The 16,220-nt window shown below is 67.0% G+C and carries 15 protein-coding genes; 2 read left to right on the plus strand and 13 right to left on the minus strand.

What is annotated here, in order from left to right:
• Positions 1-240: 240 nt before the first annotated feature.
• Positions 241-765 (minus strand): DUF302 domain-containing protein, encoded by a 525-nt coding sequence (locus F787_RS0111860; RefSeq protein ID WP_019022240.1) that lies wholly within the window; start codon positions 763-765, stop codon positions 241-243.
• 174 nt (positions 766-939) lie between these two features.
• Complete coding sequence (locus F787_RS0111865) at positions 940-2,640, minus strand: 2-isopropylmalate synthase (RefSeq protein ID WP_028492315.1); 1,701 nt, start codon at positions 2,638-2,640, stop codon at positions 940-942.
• A 154-nt stretch (positions 2,641-2,794) separates the two neighbouring features.
• Here F787_RS0111865 and F787_RS0111870 point away from each other — a divergent pair, with 154 nt between their 5' ends.
• The gene (locus tag F787_RS0111870) at positions 2,795-3,286 is read left to right on the plus strand and encodes an Lrp/AsnC family transcriptional regulator (protein ID WP_019022242.1); all 492 of its coding nucleotides are present in this window, start codon (positions 2,795-2,797) and stop codon (positions 3,284-3,286) included.
• A gap of 12 nt (positions 3,287-3,298) precedes the next feature.
• Here the strand turns inward: F787_RS0111870 and F787_RS0111875 are convergent, their stop codons facing one another.
• Complete coding sequence (locus F787_RS0111875) at positions 3,299-3,802, minus strand: DUF1249 domain-containing protein (protein ID WP_018871210.1); 504 nt, start codon at positions 3,800-3,802, stop codon at positions 3,299-3,301.
• A gap of 115 nt (positions 3,803-3,917) precedes the next feature.
• Between F787_RS0111875 and F787_RS0111880 the strand changes: the two genes are divergently transcribed.
• A complete protein-coding gene (locus F787_RS0111880; protein ID WP_028492316.1) occupies positions 3,918-5,552 on the plus strand; it encodes an alpha-D-glucose phosphate-specific phosphoglucomutase in 1,635 nt (544 codons plus the stop codon).
• Between the two features lie 34 nt (positions 5,553-5,586).
• On the opposite strand, the gene F787_RS0111885 is transcribed toward F787_RS0111880, so the two are convergent.
• From F787_RS0111885 to F787_RS0111930, 10 genes are all read right to left on the minus strand, one after another.
• Positions 5,587-6,285, minus strand: coding sequence for a hypothetical protein (locus F787_RS0111885; protein WP_028492317.1), 699 nt, complete (start codon positions 6,283-6,285; stop codon positions 5,587-5,589).
• A 54-nt stretch (positions 6,286-6,339) separates the two neighbouring features.
• Complete coding sequence (flgL, locus tag F787_RS0111890) at positions 6,340-7,584, minus strand: flagellar hook-associated protein FlgL (RefSeq protein WP_028492318.1); 1,245 nt, start codon at positions 7,582-7,584, stop codon at positions 6,340-6,342.
• A 66-nt stretch (positions 7,585-7,650) separates the two neighbouring features.
• Positions 7,651-9,561 carry a flagellar hook-associated protein FlgK gene (flgK, locus tag F787_RS0111895; protein WP_028492319.1) on the minus strand — a complete coding sequence of 637 codons (1,911 nt, stop codon included), beginning with the start codon at positions 9,559-9,561 and terminating at the stop codon, positions 7,651-7,653.
• Positions 9,562-9,620: 59 nt separating this feature from the next.
• Entirely contained in the window at positions 9,621-10,697 is a 1,077-nt protein-coding gene (flgJ, locus tag F787_RS0111900) for a flagellar assembly peptidoglycan hydrolase FlgJ (RefSeq protein WP_028492320.1), read from the minus strand.
• A complete protein-coding gene (locus F787_RS0111905; RefSeq protein ID WP_028492321.1) occupies positions 10,697-11,872 on the minus strand; it encodes a flagellar basal body P-ring protein FlgI in 1,176 nt (391 codons plus the stop codon). The genes flgJ and F787_RS0111905 overlap by 1 nt, the downstream gene beginning before the upstream one ends.
• A 60-nt stretch (positions 11,873-11,932) precedes the next feature.
• A complete protein-coding gene (gene flgH / locus F787_RS0111910) occupies positions 11,933-12,634 on the minus strand; it encodes a flagellar basal body L-ring protein FlgH (RefSeq protein WP_028492322.1) in 702 nt (233 codons plus the stop codon).
• A 4-nt stretch (positions 12,635-12,638) separates the two neighbouring features.
• Complete coding sequence (gene flgG / locus F787_RS0111915) at positions 12,639-13,427, minus strand: flagellar basal-body rod protein FlgG (protein ID WP_019022250.1); 789 nt, start codon at positions 13,425-13,427, stop codon at positions 12,639-12,641.
• A 43-nt stretch (positions 13,428-13,470) separates the two neighbouring features.
• Positions 13,471-14,211 (minus strand): flagellar basal-body rod protein FlgF, encoded by a 741-nt coding sequence (gene flgF, locus F787_RS0111920; RefSeq protein ID WP_019570797.1) that lies wholly within the window; start codon positions 14,209-14,211, stop codon positions 13,471-13,473.
• 35 nt (positions 14,212-14,246) lie between these two features.
• Entirely contained in the window at positions 14,247-15,491 is a 1,245-nt protein-coding gene (flgE, locus tag F787_RS0111925; protein WP_028492323.1) for a flagellar hook protein FlgE, read from the minus strand.
• A gap of 33 nt (positions 15,492-15,524) precedes the next feature.
• A complete protein-coding gene (locus F787_RS0111930; protein ID WP_028492324.1) occupies positions 15,525-16,220 on the minus strand; it encodes a flagellar hook assembly protein FlgD in 696 nt (231 codons plus the stop codon).

Genomic DNA, 16,220 nt, shown 5'->3' on the forward strand with positions numbered 1-16,220 from the left:
GGGGTTGGCACCCCGGGTTCCCCGATCCTGCGTTGCGGCCCTTGCCGGTAGAACCACTACCGGCTGCGCACCGCGCCTTGTCTCGGAAAACCCGGGGTGCCAACGCAAGCGTGTACATGGATCAGTGTTTCCCTGGGAGCCGCCTTGCTCATCGCGGCGGGGAGTGTAGAGAAAAAGCATGAACGCCACATTACGCCACGGCGGGGCAACGCGCACCCCGCCGTGGCCGTCGACTCATGCTCAGAAATCGCCGGTGCGGCCGGCTTCGACGATGCTGTAGATGGTGTCTCTCACCTCGCGCGCGACCTCTTCCAGATCCTCGGGCAGATCCGTGGCATGCAGCATCATGTCCATGTTGGTGGTCACGATCCAGCCCTGGCCCTCGTCGTCCTCCACCACCGCGATGCGACACGGCAGGAAACTGGCGAAGATGATGTCGTGCTGCACCATTTGATTGGCGATCAGGGCATCACAGAACGCCAGTATGCGCATGTAGTTGCCCTCGCCGCCCATGGCCGTCACCTGCTCGGAAAGCGGCAGGTTCGCCACTTCCTGAAAGTTGCGCAGATTGGCCCGCAACTGCATCGACTCCACCGCCTCCTCGACGCTCACCCCGTCCTCGATCCGGAACACCTCGGCGCTGTGCCGCACCATCTGCTGAAGCGTTTCGCGATCGAGCTCCGGTTCCTGCGTCGCATCCGGTGGCGAAGCCATCAGGCCGGGAGTCCAGCCCAGCAGCAGCAAAAACAGAATCCACCGTTTCATGTTCCACCTCCCGCCGTTGCGCGGCCCTCGGCCGCTTCATCGAAGGTAGACCACTCACCGGAACACAGGCGCCAGATCACCAAAAAACCCCGTGCCGCTCGTGCGACACGGGGTCCGCCATGAAGCCCCTGCGACCGCGGCGCCACGATCGCTCGGGCCGTCTGCGCCGGGCGGTCAGGCGCTGGCCGCGGCCATCACCGCATCCGGTATGCGCGGGGCCTCGTTGCCCAGGCGCCGGCCGGCGGCGTTCAGGACCGCCTGCAGGGTCGCGGCGGTGGTGTCCTCGCCCAGGGCCACGCCCACCGAGCGCTCGCCGTCCACCGAGACATCCACCGCGGCCATCGCGCGCGCCTCGGTCCCGGCCTCCACCGCGTGCTCGTCGAAATGACTGACGCGCACCTCCACGCTGCGGCTGGCGTGCAGCGCCTCGGCCAGCGCCTCGACCGCGCCGTGACCGGCCCCGTTCAGGCGGGTCTCCTGTCCGGGCGGGCCCACGGTGGCATCCAGGCGCACCACCGGCCCTTCCTTCTCCATTTCGTAGCGCACCAGATCCCAGCCCGGCACCGGCGCCAGGTAGTGCTTCTCGAACAGCTCGTGGATGCGCTGCGAGGTCACTTCCTCGCCGGAAGTCTCGGCGTCCTGCTGCACGATGCGGGCGAACTCCACCGCCAGCCAGCGCGGCAGCTCGATGCCGTAGTCGCGCTCCAGCACGTGGGTCACGCCGCCCTTGCCGGACTGCGAGTTGATGCGCACCACCTCTTCGTAGCGCCGTCCCAGATCGCCCGGGTCGATCGGCAGGTAGGGCACGTTCCAGTGGCCGCCATGCTCGCGGTAATGCGCCAGACCCTTGCGGATCGCATCCTGGTGGCTGCCGGAGAAGGCCGTGTAGACCAGCTCGCCGGCCCACGGATGGCGCGGATGGATCGGCATGTCGGTGCATTCCTTGTACACCTCCATCAACCGCTCCATGTCGGACAGGTCGATGGTCGGGTCGATGCCCTGCGAATACAGGTTCATGCCGACGGTGACCAGGTCCATGTTGCCGGTGCGCTCGCCGTTGCCGAACAGCGTGCCCTCCAGGCGGTCGGCCCCGGCCAGCAGGCCCAGTTCGGCCGCGGCCACGCCGGTGCCGCGGTCATTGTGCGTATGCAGCGACACGCAGATGTGCTCGCGCCGCTGCACGTGATCGCAGAACCACTCCACCTGGTCGGCGAACACGTTGGGCGTGGCCGACTCCACCGTAGCCGGCAGGTTGATGACTACCTTCTGGCCCTGATCCGGGCGCCAGATCGCGGTCACCGCGTCGACCACCTCGACTGCGTAGTCCAGCTCGGTGGTGGAGAAGCTCTCCGGCGAGTACTGGAAGATCCAGTCGGTCTGCGGGTACTTCGCGGCGTAGTCGCGCACCCAGCGCGCGCCGTTCTCGGCGATGCCACGGATGCCGTCGCGGTCCATGCGGAACACCTGCTCGCGCTGCGCCGGGTTGGTGGAGTTGTACACGTGCACCACCGCGCGCGGCGCGCCCTCCAGGGCCTCGAAGGTCCGCGCGATCAGATCCTCGCGCGCCTGGGTCAGCACCTGTACGTACACGCCCTCGGGGATGCGCTGCTCGTCCACCAGCCGGCGGGTGAAGTCGAAGTCGATCTGCGAGGCGGCCGGAAAGCCGATCTCGATCTCCTTGAGCCCGATGTCCACGAGCACCTCGAAGAAGCGCATCTTCTGCTCCACGCTCATCGGGTGCACCAGCGCCTGGTTGCCGTCGCGCAGGTCCACCGCGGAGAAACGCGGGGCCGCGGTCGTGCGGCGCGCGGGCCAGCGCCGGTCCGACTTGTCGATCGGCGGGAAGGGGGCGTACTTGGTGTGATCGAAGCTCATGACGATCGGTCTCCTGATACGGATGCTTACGGCTTTCCTGTTGGGACAACAGAATAACGCAGAGTTCGCCGCAGGGAATTGCGAATTACCCCCATGCCGCTTCTTTTTCGCCACGGGATTGCGCCGGATGACGCTTGCGCGCAAGATTCGGCTCATGGAAAACGAACTGCACCGCCTCGATCGCTACGACCGCCGCATCCTCGAGATCCTGCAGGAGGACGCCGGCATCTCCAACCAGGCGCTGGCCGAGCGCGTGGGGCTCAGTCCCTCGCCCTGCCTGCGCCGGGTGCGCGCGCTGGAGAATGCGGGGATCATCCTGCAGCGCGTGGCCCTGCTGGACCGGCGGCGTCTGGGGCTGGAACTGACCGCGCTGATCCATATCGGCATGGATCGGCACACCCCGGAACGTTTCGCCCATTTCGAGGAAACGGTCGCCACCTATCCAGAGGTGCAGCGGTGCTACCTGATCACCGGCCAGGCGGCCGATTACATGCTGCAGGTGGTGGTCCCGGACATGGATGCCTATCAGGAATTCCTGCTGCGGCGCATCACCAGGCTGGAGGGGGTGGACAGCGTGCACTCCAGCTTCGTGCTGCGCCGGGTGCTGGACCGCACCGCGCTGCCGCTGGACTATTCCCCGGGATGACCCGGGCGGCGCTCAGACCTCCGGGGTCTCGCCACTGACCGGCGCGGCCGGGGCCGCCGAGCCGTCGGCCACGAAGCGATGCCCCTGGCGCAGGCAGTAGCGCAGCCACTTGTACAGGAAGCGGTTGTGCCGCCAGCGACAGCCGAGGCCCGGCTGACCCGCGAGGGTATCGATCATCCGGTCCTCCCCGGTACTGCGGCAGTAGCGCCCCAGCACCTCGGCCTGGCGGGCGTCGTGGAACATGCGCACCCGCACGTCCGGCTGCTCGCGCACCCGGTCGCCTTCGCCGAAGCGGTAGGTCAGGCGCAGCGTAGTGGTATAACGGGTGCGCTCCAGCACCTCCAGATGGAGATCGAGGGCCCCGTCCACGCGCGAGACGGCCCGTCCGCCCACGGCGGCGGGATCGGGACACAGGCGGCGCAACTGCAGATAGTTGTCCTCGTAGAGCTCCATCAACGCGGCGAAGGTCACCGGCCGCGGCTGGAGATACGCGGGGGTACGGCTGTCCAGCAACATGGCGGCGAAGTCTAACAGCCCTGCGCCAGCACCGTCCGGCGACCCCGTGCCCGGGGCGGACACCCCCGGAGGTTTCTGCTAACGTCGGAACAAAGCCAAGGGAGCAGCGGACCACATGGACATCAGCGTCGTCACCACCCATCCGTTCGAAGACCAGAAACCCGGCACCTCCGGCCTGCGCAAGCGCGTCACCCGCTTCCGCCAGCCACATTATCTGGAGAACTTCGTCCAGTCCGTGTTCGACAGCCAGCCCGCGCTGGAAGGGGCCGAACTGGTGCTGGGGGGAGACGGACGCTTCCATAACCGCGAGGCGATCCAGACCATCCTGCGCATGGCCGCCGCCAATGGCATCGGCCGGGTGGCGGTCGGGCGCGGCGGCCTGCTGTCCACACCGGCCGCCAGTCATCTGATCCGCAGCCGCGGCGCCGCCGGCGCTCTGATCCTGTCCGCCTCGCACAACCCGGGCGGGCCGGAGGGCGACTTTGGCATCAAGTTCAACACCGCCGCCGGCGGCCCGGCTCCGCCCTCGGTTACCGACGCCATCCACGCCCGCAGCCAGGCGATCACCCACTACCGCATCCTGAAGGAAGCAGTGCACGTGGATCTGGATCACCTGCATGCGACCACCCTGAACGGCATGGACGTGGAAGTGGTCGATCCGGTCGCCGCCTACGCCGAGCTGATGGACAAGCTGTTCGATTTCCACGCCATCCGCGAGCTTCTGGCCGGCGATTTCCGCCTGCGCTTCGATGCCATGCACGCGATCACCGGCCCGTATGCCGAAACCCTGCTGGTCGAACGCCTGGGGGCGGCCCCGGAAAGTCTCCTGCGACCCGAACCGCTGGGCGATTTCGGCGGCGGCCACCCCGACCCCAACCTGACCCACGCACGGCAGCTTCGCGAGGCCATGTTCGGCCGCGACGCCCCGGACTTCGGTGCCGCCTCCGACGGCGACGGGGACCGCAACCTGATCCTCGGGCGCCATTTCTTTGTCACCCCGTCGGACAGCCTCGCCATCATGGCGGCCAACGCCCACCACATCCCGGCCTTCGCCGATGGTCTGCGCGGCGTCGCCCGCAGCATGCCCACCAGCCAGGCGGTGGACACCGTGGCCGAGGCCCTGGGCATCCCCTGCTACGAGACGCCCACCGGGTGGAAGTTCTTCGGCAACCTGCTGGACGACGGGCGCATCCGCCTGTGCGGCGAGGAGAGCTTCGGCACCAGTTCCGACCACGTGCGCGAGAAGGACGGCCTGTGGGCGGTCCTGTTCTGGCTCAACCTCCTCGCCGTGCGCCGGCAGTCGGTCGAGAGCATCGTGCACGAGCACTGGGAGCGTTTCGGCCGGCACTACTACACCCGGCACGATTACGAGGGGATCCGCAGCGAACACGCCGAGGCGGTGATGGAGCGCGTACGCGACCGGCTGGCCACCCTGCCGGGGCAATCGCTCGCCGGACAGACGGTCCGGGCCGCCGACGACTTCGCCTACACCGATCCGGTGGACGGCTCGGTGGCCGAGGGCCAGGGGTTGCGGGTGATGTTCGAGAGCGGCGCGCGCATCGTCTTCCGGCTGTCGGGCACCGGCACGGAGGGAGCAACGCTGCGCCTGTACATCGAACAGCACGAAACCGCCCCGGAGCGGCTCGACCTGGATCCTCAGGAAGTGCTGCGGCCGCTGATCGACGCCGCCGGCGAACTGGGCGATATCCCCGGGCTGACCGGACGCCGGAGCCCCGACGTGATCACCTGACTCTTCAGGGCCTGATCCGTCCGGGCCGGAAGAGTCAGGGGGCGAGCTGCAGGGTCATCACCCCCTCGTCGACCTCCACCGACTCGATCCCGGCGCCCAGTCCCCGGAACGGTTCCAGAGCCAGCAGGTCCTCGCCCTTCAGCCCGCCCAGCCAGGCATCCGGCAGCGGGATCCCGGCCACGCTGACCCCGACCAGGCGCGCACGCACGCCTTCGTCTTCGGTGGTCTCGAAATGTACGCCGGAATTGACGTTCAGTGTGCGCCCGCCCAGCAGCGGTACGTCCGCGGGGACATCCACGCGCACGCGCGTGCTGACCTGCCCCGGCGTCAGCCGCACCGACACCCGGTTGGCCAGGTCCGGATCACGGGCGATCAGGGCGTTGAGTTCGCGCTCGGAGAACGAGATGCGCCGGGCAGCCGGCTCTTCTTCATAGAGTTCGGGCACCAGCGGTTCGGTATCGGGATCGTCCAGGTCCACCATGGCCTCGCCGCGATCCGCATCCGGGCGCGGCCGCGCCGGTTCACGCGTACGTTCCAGGGCCTGCAGCTTCTCGTCCAGCGCCTCCTGCTCCACAACATCCAGTTCCACGGACTTCGGCTCGCCGGACTGCAACTGCACCCAGCCCCAGAAGCCCGCCCAGATGATCGCCAGGCCGAGCAGGATCAGAAGATAGCGCGGCGGGCGGCCGGTGGAGCCGGCCACACCCTTGCCGGAGGAATCACGTTGAGCCATGTCAGGGATCTCGAGGAAGGTCCGCCGGCATCATCGGCCCGGGCTCGCGGCGCGTCAAATGAAATCGAACAGCGACAGCCGGCTGGTCTCGCTGTAGGTCTGCTGCGCGGCCTGCAGCGCCACCTGCTGCTGGTTGAAGCGGCTGATGGCCTCGGCATAGTCCAGATCGCGGATCTCCGAAACGGCGGTCTCCAGATCCAGCAGCCGGTCCTCGTTGAGCTCGCTCTGGTCGTCCATGGTCTTCAGCCGCGAGCCCACGTCGGCCCGGATCTCGTTGAAGTTTCCCAGCGCGGCGTCCATGTCGGCCAGGGCCGTATTGGTGGCGGTGGCCAGATTGGCCCGAGCCTCGCGGGTCCCGGTCCCTTCCTCGAGCGCGGCGATGATGTCGTCCAGCGTGGAGAAGACGTCCTTGTTTTCGGCCGACCGCGAAACCACCTCGTCGCCGTCGGCCGGATCCCCGCTGATCGTCACCGAACGCCCGGCGAAATCGATGGATTCACCCGACACGAACGGCTGATCCTCCAGGAGATCCCCGTCCCGGCCCTGGATGGCGTCGCCATCCTCGTCCAGCACGCTGTAGGTCATCTCGCCGGCGCCATTCTCTGCGAACTCGATGGTGTAGTCCTCCCGATCCAGTTCGCGTACGTCGTACACCTCGGCCTTGTCGACGATCAGCAGACTGTCCGCCTCCCGGTTGGTTACATCGGCCGTGGTGCGACCATCGTTCTCCGGGATATTCATGAACACGTCGGCGCCGGTATCGCCGACGGGGACCGTTCGGGTCGGCGAGATCTCGACCTCACGCACGCTGCCAGTGCCCTCGGCACCCTCGTAACGGACCGTCCCCTCGCCATCCTGCTTGAACGGCTGCTCCAGCGAATTGGTCCCGGCAAAGATGTACTCGCCGTTGGGATCGCGGGTGTTGGCAATCTCGAACAGTTCGTCGCGCAGCTGGCGCAGCTCGTTCGCCTGGTAGCGCCGCGTCTCGTCGGTCTGGCTGTCGTTGTTGCCGGCGATAACCAGCTCGCGCGCCCGCTGCAGGGCATCGGTTCCCGACTGCATCAGGGATTCCTGCTGCTGCAGCCGCGGCTGGGAATTGTCGATGTTGCGCTGGTACTGCTCGGTGGCCTTGATGATGCGTTCGAACTGGTTGGTCTGGGTCGCCCCGCTCGGATCATCGGAGGGCGTCAGGATGCGCTCCCCCGAGCCCAGCTGCAGCGACGTGCGGTTGAGTTCCGCCTGATTACGCTGGATCTGGTCGATTCCGGTCTGGAAGATCTGGGTCGTCGATACACGCATCGTTTCATCCCCGAATGCCGTGGCATCCCGTTCGCTTCTTGTCATTGCTGCCCGCGTGCGGGGGCATCAGCCACGCACCGCGCCCAGCAGGCTGTCGAACAGACTGTTGCCGATCTGGATCACCTGCGCCGACGCCTGATAGGCCTGCTGATAACGCAGCAGGTCCGCCGCCTCCTCGTCCAGGTTCACGCCGGACACCGCCTCGCGCTGTTCGCGCGCCTGATCGAGCTGGGCACTGGCCGACTCCTCCGCCACCTGCGCCTGACGGGTCTGCGTGCCAACGCTGGCGATCAGGCTGTTGTAGGCGTCACCGAAATTGCGCCGCCCCTCGACGAGGTCCTCCTCGGCCAGCGCGTTCATCGCCTGCATGTTGCGGTTGTCACCCTCGCGGTTCTCGTTGGTGAACACCTGGAACGCATCGCCATCTTCGGGGGTTCCGCGGACTTCCATCTCCCAGCCGTCGCCACTGACCCGGTAGACGCCATCATCCACTTCCTCCGTATCAATGGTGCCGCCGCCCTCCCGCTCGAACTCGGTACCGTTGAAACTCACTTCGAGACCGTCGATGCTGCCGTCGAACGCCTCGGAATCCGGATCCGTAGCCGCGATCGAGCTCACCGTGGCATCACCCTGATTCCCGTCGCCCTCCCGGGCCCGCAGCGCCGCCGCGGCGGCGAGCTCGTCGCCGTCCTGCATCAGGACTTCCATCTGACTGGCGCCGCTACGGGTCGGCTGAATCAGCCACTCCCCCGTGACGCCATCGTCTTCGAGCTCGCCGACGTCGATGACCATGCCATCCACGCGGATCTCGTCATTAACATCGTCGATTTCGTAATCATCGTCATCAATGACCCGATTGTCCGGCAGCCGACGCAGCTCGTAATCTCCGTTTTCGTCGCGTCGCAGGCGGTAGTCATTGGTGGTCAGAGCCCCGGCGTCCGCGATGCTCACCTCGGGGTTGCTCTCCGGCTTCGGATCCCCGGCTCCCCAGACCTGCGGTTCGCCCAGGCCGAAGATCGCCTCGCCCTGCTCGCCGTTGAGGTCCAGCCCGCGCCGGTTCTGTTCGTTGAAGCTCTCGCCCACCGCATGCGCGATCTGGCCCAGCGTGTTCTGCGCCTCATCCAGCATGCCACCGCGCATCTCCAGCAGGCCGCCGAGCTCGCCACCCCGGATGAACCGCGAGATGCTCGCGGTGCCGTCGCCGCTGGCAACGCCGATGTCGAGGCGTTCCGGATCGCCGGACAGCGGTTCGGCGCGCAGTTCGCGCGCATCGCCCCCCAGCACCAGCGCCTGGCCGTTGCCGACGAACACGTTCAGAGCCCCGTCATCCTGCTCCACGGTGCGCACGTCGACCTTTTCCGCGAGGTCATTGATCAGCCGGTCGCGCTGATCCAGCAGGTCGTTGGGCGTGCCCTGGGTCGAACCCGAGACGATCGCACGGTTCACGTCGGCCAGGGCATCGGCCAGGTCGTTGACCTCCTGCACCCCGGTCTCGATCTGGCCGTTGACGATCTGGCGCTGTTCCTGCAGGCGGCTGTCGATGGAACCCAGTCGCTCCACCAGCGATTCGGCCTCGGTGCGGAATACCTCGCGCGCGGAACTGGAAGTCGGATCGCTGCTGACATCCTGGGCCGCATCAAAGAAGCTCTGCAGCACCGGCTGCAGTCCCGAGGCCTCGTCCGCCAGCAGGTTGTCGATCCGGTTGGCGATCTGCACCCGCGTCTCGGCATTCGCGTTCTCCGAGGTCGCATCCCGCAGCTGGTTGTTCACGAACTGGTCGGAGATCCGCCGGATGTTGTCGACCTCGACGCCCTGCCCCTGGAAGTTGCCGCCCAGGAACTGCGGCGGCCGGTTCGCCAGGGAGGTCGACTGCCGGGAGTAGCCTTCGGTGGAGGCATTGGCGATGTTGTTGCTGGTGGTGCTGATCGCCCGCTGATAGGCGAGCAGCCCCGACGTCCCGATGTTGAGGGAACTCATGACGCCATCCTCCGTGGCCGGTGGCAACCCTGTTGTACGCGATCCGTGTTATGCATGCTTCACCCCTCGACCGGGTTATCGGCCGCGCCGGCCGAGACTTGAGCATGGACCGGCTCGCGGGCCTGCGCCACCCGGTCACGCAGATCCAGGATCTTTTCGGCATAGCGCGGATCCGTGGCATAACCCGCGGCCTGCAGTTCGCGCACGTAGGTCGCGTCGTCGCCTGCCTGCAGGGCCCGCTCGTAGCGCGGATTGCTGCGGATGAAGTCGACGTAGTCCGCGAACGAGCGTTCCGGATCGTCATAGGCGCGGAAACGAGCCTGTTCGCGTTGCGCCACACCGTCGCGGTACTCCAGGGTACCCACCGAGACCGCCTCCCCGCTCCACGAACGATCGGCCTTGATGCCGAACAGGTTGAAGCTGGGCTCGCCGTCCGTACGGCTGGGCACATGCTGCCCCCAGCCGGTTTCCAGCGCGCTCTGCGCCAGCAGCACCGATGCATCCACACCCAGCTCGGCCGCGGCCCGTTCAGCCGCCGGCCCGAGCTTTTCCAGGAATTCGTCCGGATTGCGCGGCGGCCAGTCGACCGGGGCTCCCCCGGCCGCCTCCGGCATCGACCGCGGCGCATCCCCCGCCTCGGCCTGTTCCGCCGTCCCGCCGGGGCCCGCCCCATCCAACGCATCCGACTCATCCGCAGGCGCCGCGGGCCGTTCCCCGTCCCCGCGCGGCTGCATGGGGGTCAGGCTCTCGTTGCGCCGTGGCGCCTCGAGGTTCTGCTGGCGTTCCGGATCGTGCAGGACCTCGGGATCGGTGGGTGCATTGCGTTCCATGTCACGGATCAACGCCTCGCGCAGCCCGAGACCTTCACCCTGACTGACCGAGCGCGCGACCTCCTGGTCGAACATCTCCTGATACATTTCGGTCTGTTCGTTCTCGAAGATCCCGTCGCCCAGCGAAGCCTCGCGCATCTGCTTGAGCATCTGGCCGACCAGCATCGCCTCGAACTCGCGCGCGACCGCTTCCATGCCCTCGCGACCCCCGCCGCGCGCGGCTCGCGAGAGCTCGTGCAGCCCCGACGGATCGGACGCCATCGCCGACTGCGCCTGCATCCGGCTTTCTCCGCTCGGCCCGATCATCAGATCACCACCAGCTCCGCGCGCAGCGAGCCTGCCTCGCGCAGGGCCTGCAGGATGGCCACCAGGTCGCTGGGAGCCGCCCCGACGTTGTTCACCGCACGCACGATCTCGTCCAGCGAGGTCCCCGCGTCGAACAGGAACATCGGGTTGTTCTCCTCCTCGATCGCGATGTCGGTCTCCGGCTGGATTGCGGTCTCGCCCGGGGCCAGCGGCAGCGGCTGCACCACTTCCGGCGATTCGGTAATGGTCACCGTGAGGCTGCCGTGCGACACCGCGGCCGGCGATACCTGCACGCTGGAACCGATCACCACGGTGCCGGTGCGCGAGTTGACGATCACTCGGGCCGGGGCCTCGCCGCGCTCCACCGGCAGGTTTTCCAGTTCCGCGACGAAGCTGACCCGCTGACTGGGGTCCGACGGCGCCCGAACCTGCACCGACGAACCGTCCAGCGCCCGAGCGGTGCCCGCGCCGAAGGTCTCGTTGACCGTCTCCGTCAGGCGCGTGGCCGTGGTGAAATCGGGCCGGTTGAGATCCAGGGTCACGGTGTCGCCGGAGGCGAACGCGGTCGGCACCTCACGTTCCACCGTGGCCCCGTTGGGGATGCGCCCGACACTCGGCACGTTGACCGTGATGCTCGACCCGTCGCCGCCCTCGGCATCGAAGCCGCCGACGATCAGGTTGCCCTGGGCGATGCCGTAGGTCTCGCCATCGGCACCCTTCAGCGGGGTCATGAGCAGGGTGCCCCCGCGCAGCGAATCGGCATTGCCCATGGACGACACCGTTACGTCGATCTCCTGGCCCGGCTTGGCGAATGGCGGGAGGTCCGCGGTCACCATCACCGACGCGGCATTCTGCAGCTGCGGGTTGGCCCCCTCGTCCGGGGTCAGACCGAGCTGGGTCAGCATGTTGTTGAGGCTCTGCACCGTGAACGGGGTCTGGGTCGTCTGGTCACCGGTGCCGTCCAGCCCCACCACCAGGCCGTAGCCAATCAGCTGGTTCTCGCGCACGCCGGACACGCTGGCCAGGTCCTTCACCCGCTCGACGATGCCCGAACCGCCGTGGTGCGGCTGCTGTGCCATGGCCTGCTGCTGGATCGCGGTCTGCGCGGCCGCACCCTGCAGCCCGAGGGCCACCAGGAAACCGGCGGAGCCCGCCAGCCACGCGACCTGACGCATCCGTTCGCGGATCCCCTCACGAAACCCGTTGCGCGTTTGTGCGTTCATGTCCACCTCGTCCTAAAAGGGCCACAGCGGGCTGTTGAAGAAACGGGTGATCCACCCGGGGGTGTTGCTGTCGGCAATGAAGCCGCTGCCGCCATAGGAAATCCGGGCGTCGGCCACCTGTCCCGACAGCACCGTGTTGTCGGCATTGACGTCCTGCGGCCGCACGATCCCGCGCAGCCGCACGTATTCCTCGCCCTGATTGATACCCAGCCATTTCTCGCCCTGGATCACCAGGTTGCCGTTGGGCAGGACCTCGGCCACGGTGACCGTAATCTCCCCCTCCAGCTGGTTGCTCTGGCTCGAATCGCCGCCGCCGTCGAAGCCGCGCGAGCTGTTGTTGCTCACCCCGAACAGCGGCCGCCCGCCACGGGTCGCCTCGCCGCCAAAGGCTTCCAGGGTCCCCAGATTCAGGTCCGAGTCCTTGTTGGTGCTGGTGGACGACGATTTCTGCGCGTCGGTGCTCTCCGCCAGGACCACGGTCAGGATGTCGCCGACCCGGGCAGCCTTGGGATCGGTAAACAGGCCGTGCGAATGCGAAGCCTGATAGATGCTGCCGTTGTTCTGGGCCTGCGGGACCGGTTCCGGCGGCTGCACGGCGTGATACTCGGGCGCATCGCCGGGGGTGGTGTCGTGCGGCATGCTGGCGCAGCCGCCGAGCAGGACCAGGGCCAGCGGAGCCAGCCAGCGAGCGAGGGGAAGCGTCGCGCGGTTCATGTGATCACCCGATGGTCTGGTTGATGAACTGCAGCGACTGGTCGGCGCTGGAGATGGCCTTGGAGTTGACCTCGTAGGCCCGCTGGGTCTCGATCATGTTCACCAGCTCCTCGGCGATATTCACGTTGGAGGTCTCCAGCGAGCCCTGGATCACCGTGCCCACGCCGTTGAGCCCGGGGTTGGCCTGCTGCGCCACGCCGGAAGCCGCGGTCTCCTTGAAGATGTTCTCGCCCACCGCCTCCAGGCCCGCGGGGTTCACGAAGTCCGCCAGCTGGATCTGCCCCAGGTCCACCGGTTCGGCCTGTCCCGTAATGCGCGCGGTCACGGTGCCGTCCTTGCCGATGTCGATCGACTCGGCATCATCCGGCACGAACAGGCCCGGCTGCAGCGGATAGCCGTTGGACATCACCACCTGGCCGTCGGAATTGACCTGGAAGCTGCCGTCACGGGTATAGCCGATGTCACCGTTGGGCATCAGCACCTGGAAGAAACCGTCGCCCTCGATGGCGACGTCCAGCGAGTTCTCGGTCTGCTGCAGGTTGCCCTGTTCGAACATCTTTTCCGTGCTGACCGTGCGCACGCCGGTGCCGATCTGCAGGCCCGAAGGCAGCTGCTGATCCTGGGTCGCCTGCGCGCCCGGCTGGCGCACGGTCTGGTAGATCAGGTCCTCGAATACCGCCCGGTCCTTCTTGAAGCCGGTGGTGCTCGAGTTGGCCAGGTTGTTGGCCACGGTCGACATGCGCGTGTCCTGCGCGTCGAGTCCGGTCTTGGCGATCCACAGTGCCTGGTTCATGGCGTTTCTCCTGTCAGTCGGGGCCGCGTCGGGATCATCCCGGTCAGCCCATGCCGAGCAGCCGGTTGCTGCTCTGTTCCAGCGTGTTGGCGGTGTCCATCATCTTGATCTGGGTCTCGAAGGTTCGCGACAGCTCGATCATTCGCGTCAGCGCCTCGACGGTGTTCACGTTGCTGCTCTCGAGCGTGCCGGATACCAGCGTCACGTCCGCGTCTGCCGCGGCCTCTTCACCGTCCGGCAGGCGGAACAGTCCGTCCTCGCCCCGTTCGAGATCCTCGACATCCGGATTGACCAGACGGATGCGCTCCACCGCCGCGAGGGCATCCGCCGGGGCGCCCTGGGGCCGGACGCTGATGGTCCCGTCGGTGCCGATCTCCACCTTCTCCGCCGGCGGAATCGCGATCGGCCCGCCGTCACCCATCACCTGCATCCCGTCCGCGGTGCGCAGCAGACCGAAGCCATCCACCTGCAGGTTGCCGGCGCGGGTATAGCCTTCCTGCCCGTCCGGCCCCTGCACGGCGATGAAGCCCTCGCCCTGGATGGCCACGTCCAGATCACGCCCCGTACTGCGCAGCGTCCCGTGAGAGAAGTCGGCCGCCTCGTTCCCCACCTGTACGTAGTCGCGCGTGTCGTAGACCGGGCCGCGCACCGGGACGGTGTCCGCGGTGGCAAGTGCCTGCCGGAAGCCGTCGGTATTGGCGTTCGCCAGGTTGTGATTGTTGACGGCCTGGGCGTGCTCGACCTCCCGGGCCCCCGACATCGCGATGTAGAGAAAACGATCCATGGTTCGGCCTCCCGCAGGATCCTCCGGTTACCGCCCTAGCGGATGTTGATGATGGTCTGGGTCACGGTGTCGGCCGTGGAGATCGTCTGGGAATTGGCCTGGAAGTTGCGCTGAGCGGTGATCAGGTTCACCAGCTCCTGTGCGATATCCACGTTGGAGGCCTCGAGGGCCCCGGCCTGCAGCAATCCCGTACCGGCCGCTCCCGGGGCATTGACCGTCGGCCCGCCGGAAGCAAAGGTCTCCGCCCAGTTGTTGTTGCCCAGCTGCTCCAGGCCCTGGGGATTGTCGAAGTTCGCCAGCACCACCTGGCCCAGCACGTCCGACTGGCCGTTGCTGTAACGCGCGAACACCACCCCTTCGTTGTCGATGTCGATGTCGGTCAGCGTGCCGGGGGCATAGCCGTCCTGGCTCAGGTCGCTGACACCGAAATCGGTGCCGTACTGGGTCGTGCCGGCAAAGTCGATCTCGATCTCGGTGCCGTCATCAAATGCATCACCGGGATCGAAGGTGAACGTCGCATCGTCATCCGGCATCTCGTCGAAATCCAGTTCTCCGTTGGCATCAAAAACCAGCTCCTTGGGATCGTTCTCGTTAACCACCTCGCCGTTGACCGCGACGTAGGCCTCCCACTCGTTGTCATCCACCTTCGTGAAATACACCTCGGCGTCCTGGGCCTCGCCCTGGCCGTTGTACACCGTCAGCGAAGTGGAGAAGTTGTAGCTGTCCGGCACGGCCGCGCCGTTGTCGGTCTCGAAACCACCCGCAATAACCTCGGCGTCGGAACGCAGATTCAGCTGGGCGTCGATCTCCTCGGTGCGCCGCGGCGCGCCCTCGCCCGTGTCCAGCCGCAGATTGCCGGGGGTACCGCCGAGATCCGCCGGCTCCGCATCGCCGTCCTCGGCGACATAGCCCTGCAGGTTCTGGCCCTGGCTGTTGACGAGGAACCCGTCGCGATCGACCTGGAATTCTCCGGCGCGGCTGTACACCGTGTTGCCACGGTCATTGAGCTGGAAGAACCCCTCTCCGTCGATCGCCAGATCCAGTCCGTTTTCGGTGAATTCCGTCTGACCCTGGGTAAACTGCTGGGTCACCGCCAGCAGGCGCGAACCCGCGCCTACGGTCGTCTGGTTGGTGCCGCCGAACGACTGGGCGTAGACATCCCCGAACTCCGCGCGCGACTGCTTGAACCCCGTGGTCCCGGCGTTGGAGACATTATTGCCGGTCACGTCCAGATCGGCCTGGGCCGAGTTCAGTCCGCTCAATCCGATGTTGAAGGGCATGTTCCGTTCCTCCGGTTGTTTTTGTGTCGGGCGTCAGCCGGAAATCCGGCGTACGTCCGAAAAATCGATCTCGCCCACGCCTTGCACATTCAGTGCCAGGCCGTTTTTCTCCCCGCCCATGGAGACGCTGTCCACGCGCTGGTTAAGAAAGGTCTCCAGCGATTCGGTGCGCTCCCCGCTGCGCGCGGTCGCCCGTACCTCGTAGACCCCGGCCGGCGCGCGCTGGCCGTTGTCGGTCATGCCATCCCACTGGAAGTCCTGCAGCCCGGCGCCCATCGCGCCGAGATTCATGCGCCGCACGCGCTCGCCGGCCCCGTTCATGATCTCGACCTCCACCGACTCGGCCGAGGCCCCCAGTTCGAACGCGCCGCTCATGCCGCCCTCGGGGCCCAGCTGGCCGAACTCCACCGGCACCAGCACGTCCTTGCCGACCAGGTTGGCGCCCTGCACCGCCTGGTTCTGACCCATCGACTGGGCGAAGCCCTCGAACGACTCGTTCAGCTGCTGAATCCCGGTGACGCTCGAGAACTGCGCCATCTGCGCGATGAAGTCCCCGTTTTCCATCGGCTCGAACGGGTCCTGGTTCTGCAGCTGGGTCGTCATCAGCTTGAGGAAGTCCTCCTGTCCCAGCTGATCCGGCCCGCCTTCCTTCTCCTGACGGTCTCGCTGGGCCTGGCGGTCAGTGCGAATCCCCGCCCCTTCCAGCATGTCGGGTGTCAATCCGTTCAT

The sequence above is a fragment of the Thioalkalivibrio sp. ALE19 genome (genome assembly GCF_000428605.1).
In the GTDB taxonomy this organism is placed as follows: Bacteria; Pseudomonadota; Gammaproteobacteria; order Ectothiorhodospirales; family Ectothiorhodospiraceae; genus Thioalkalivibrio.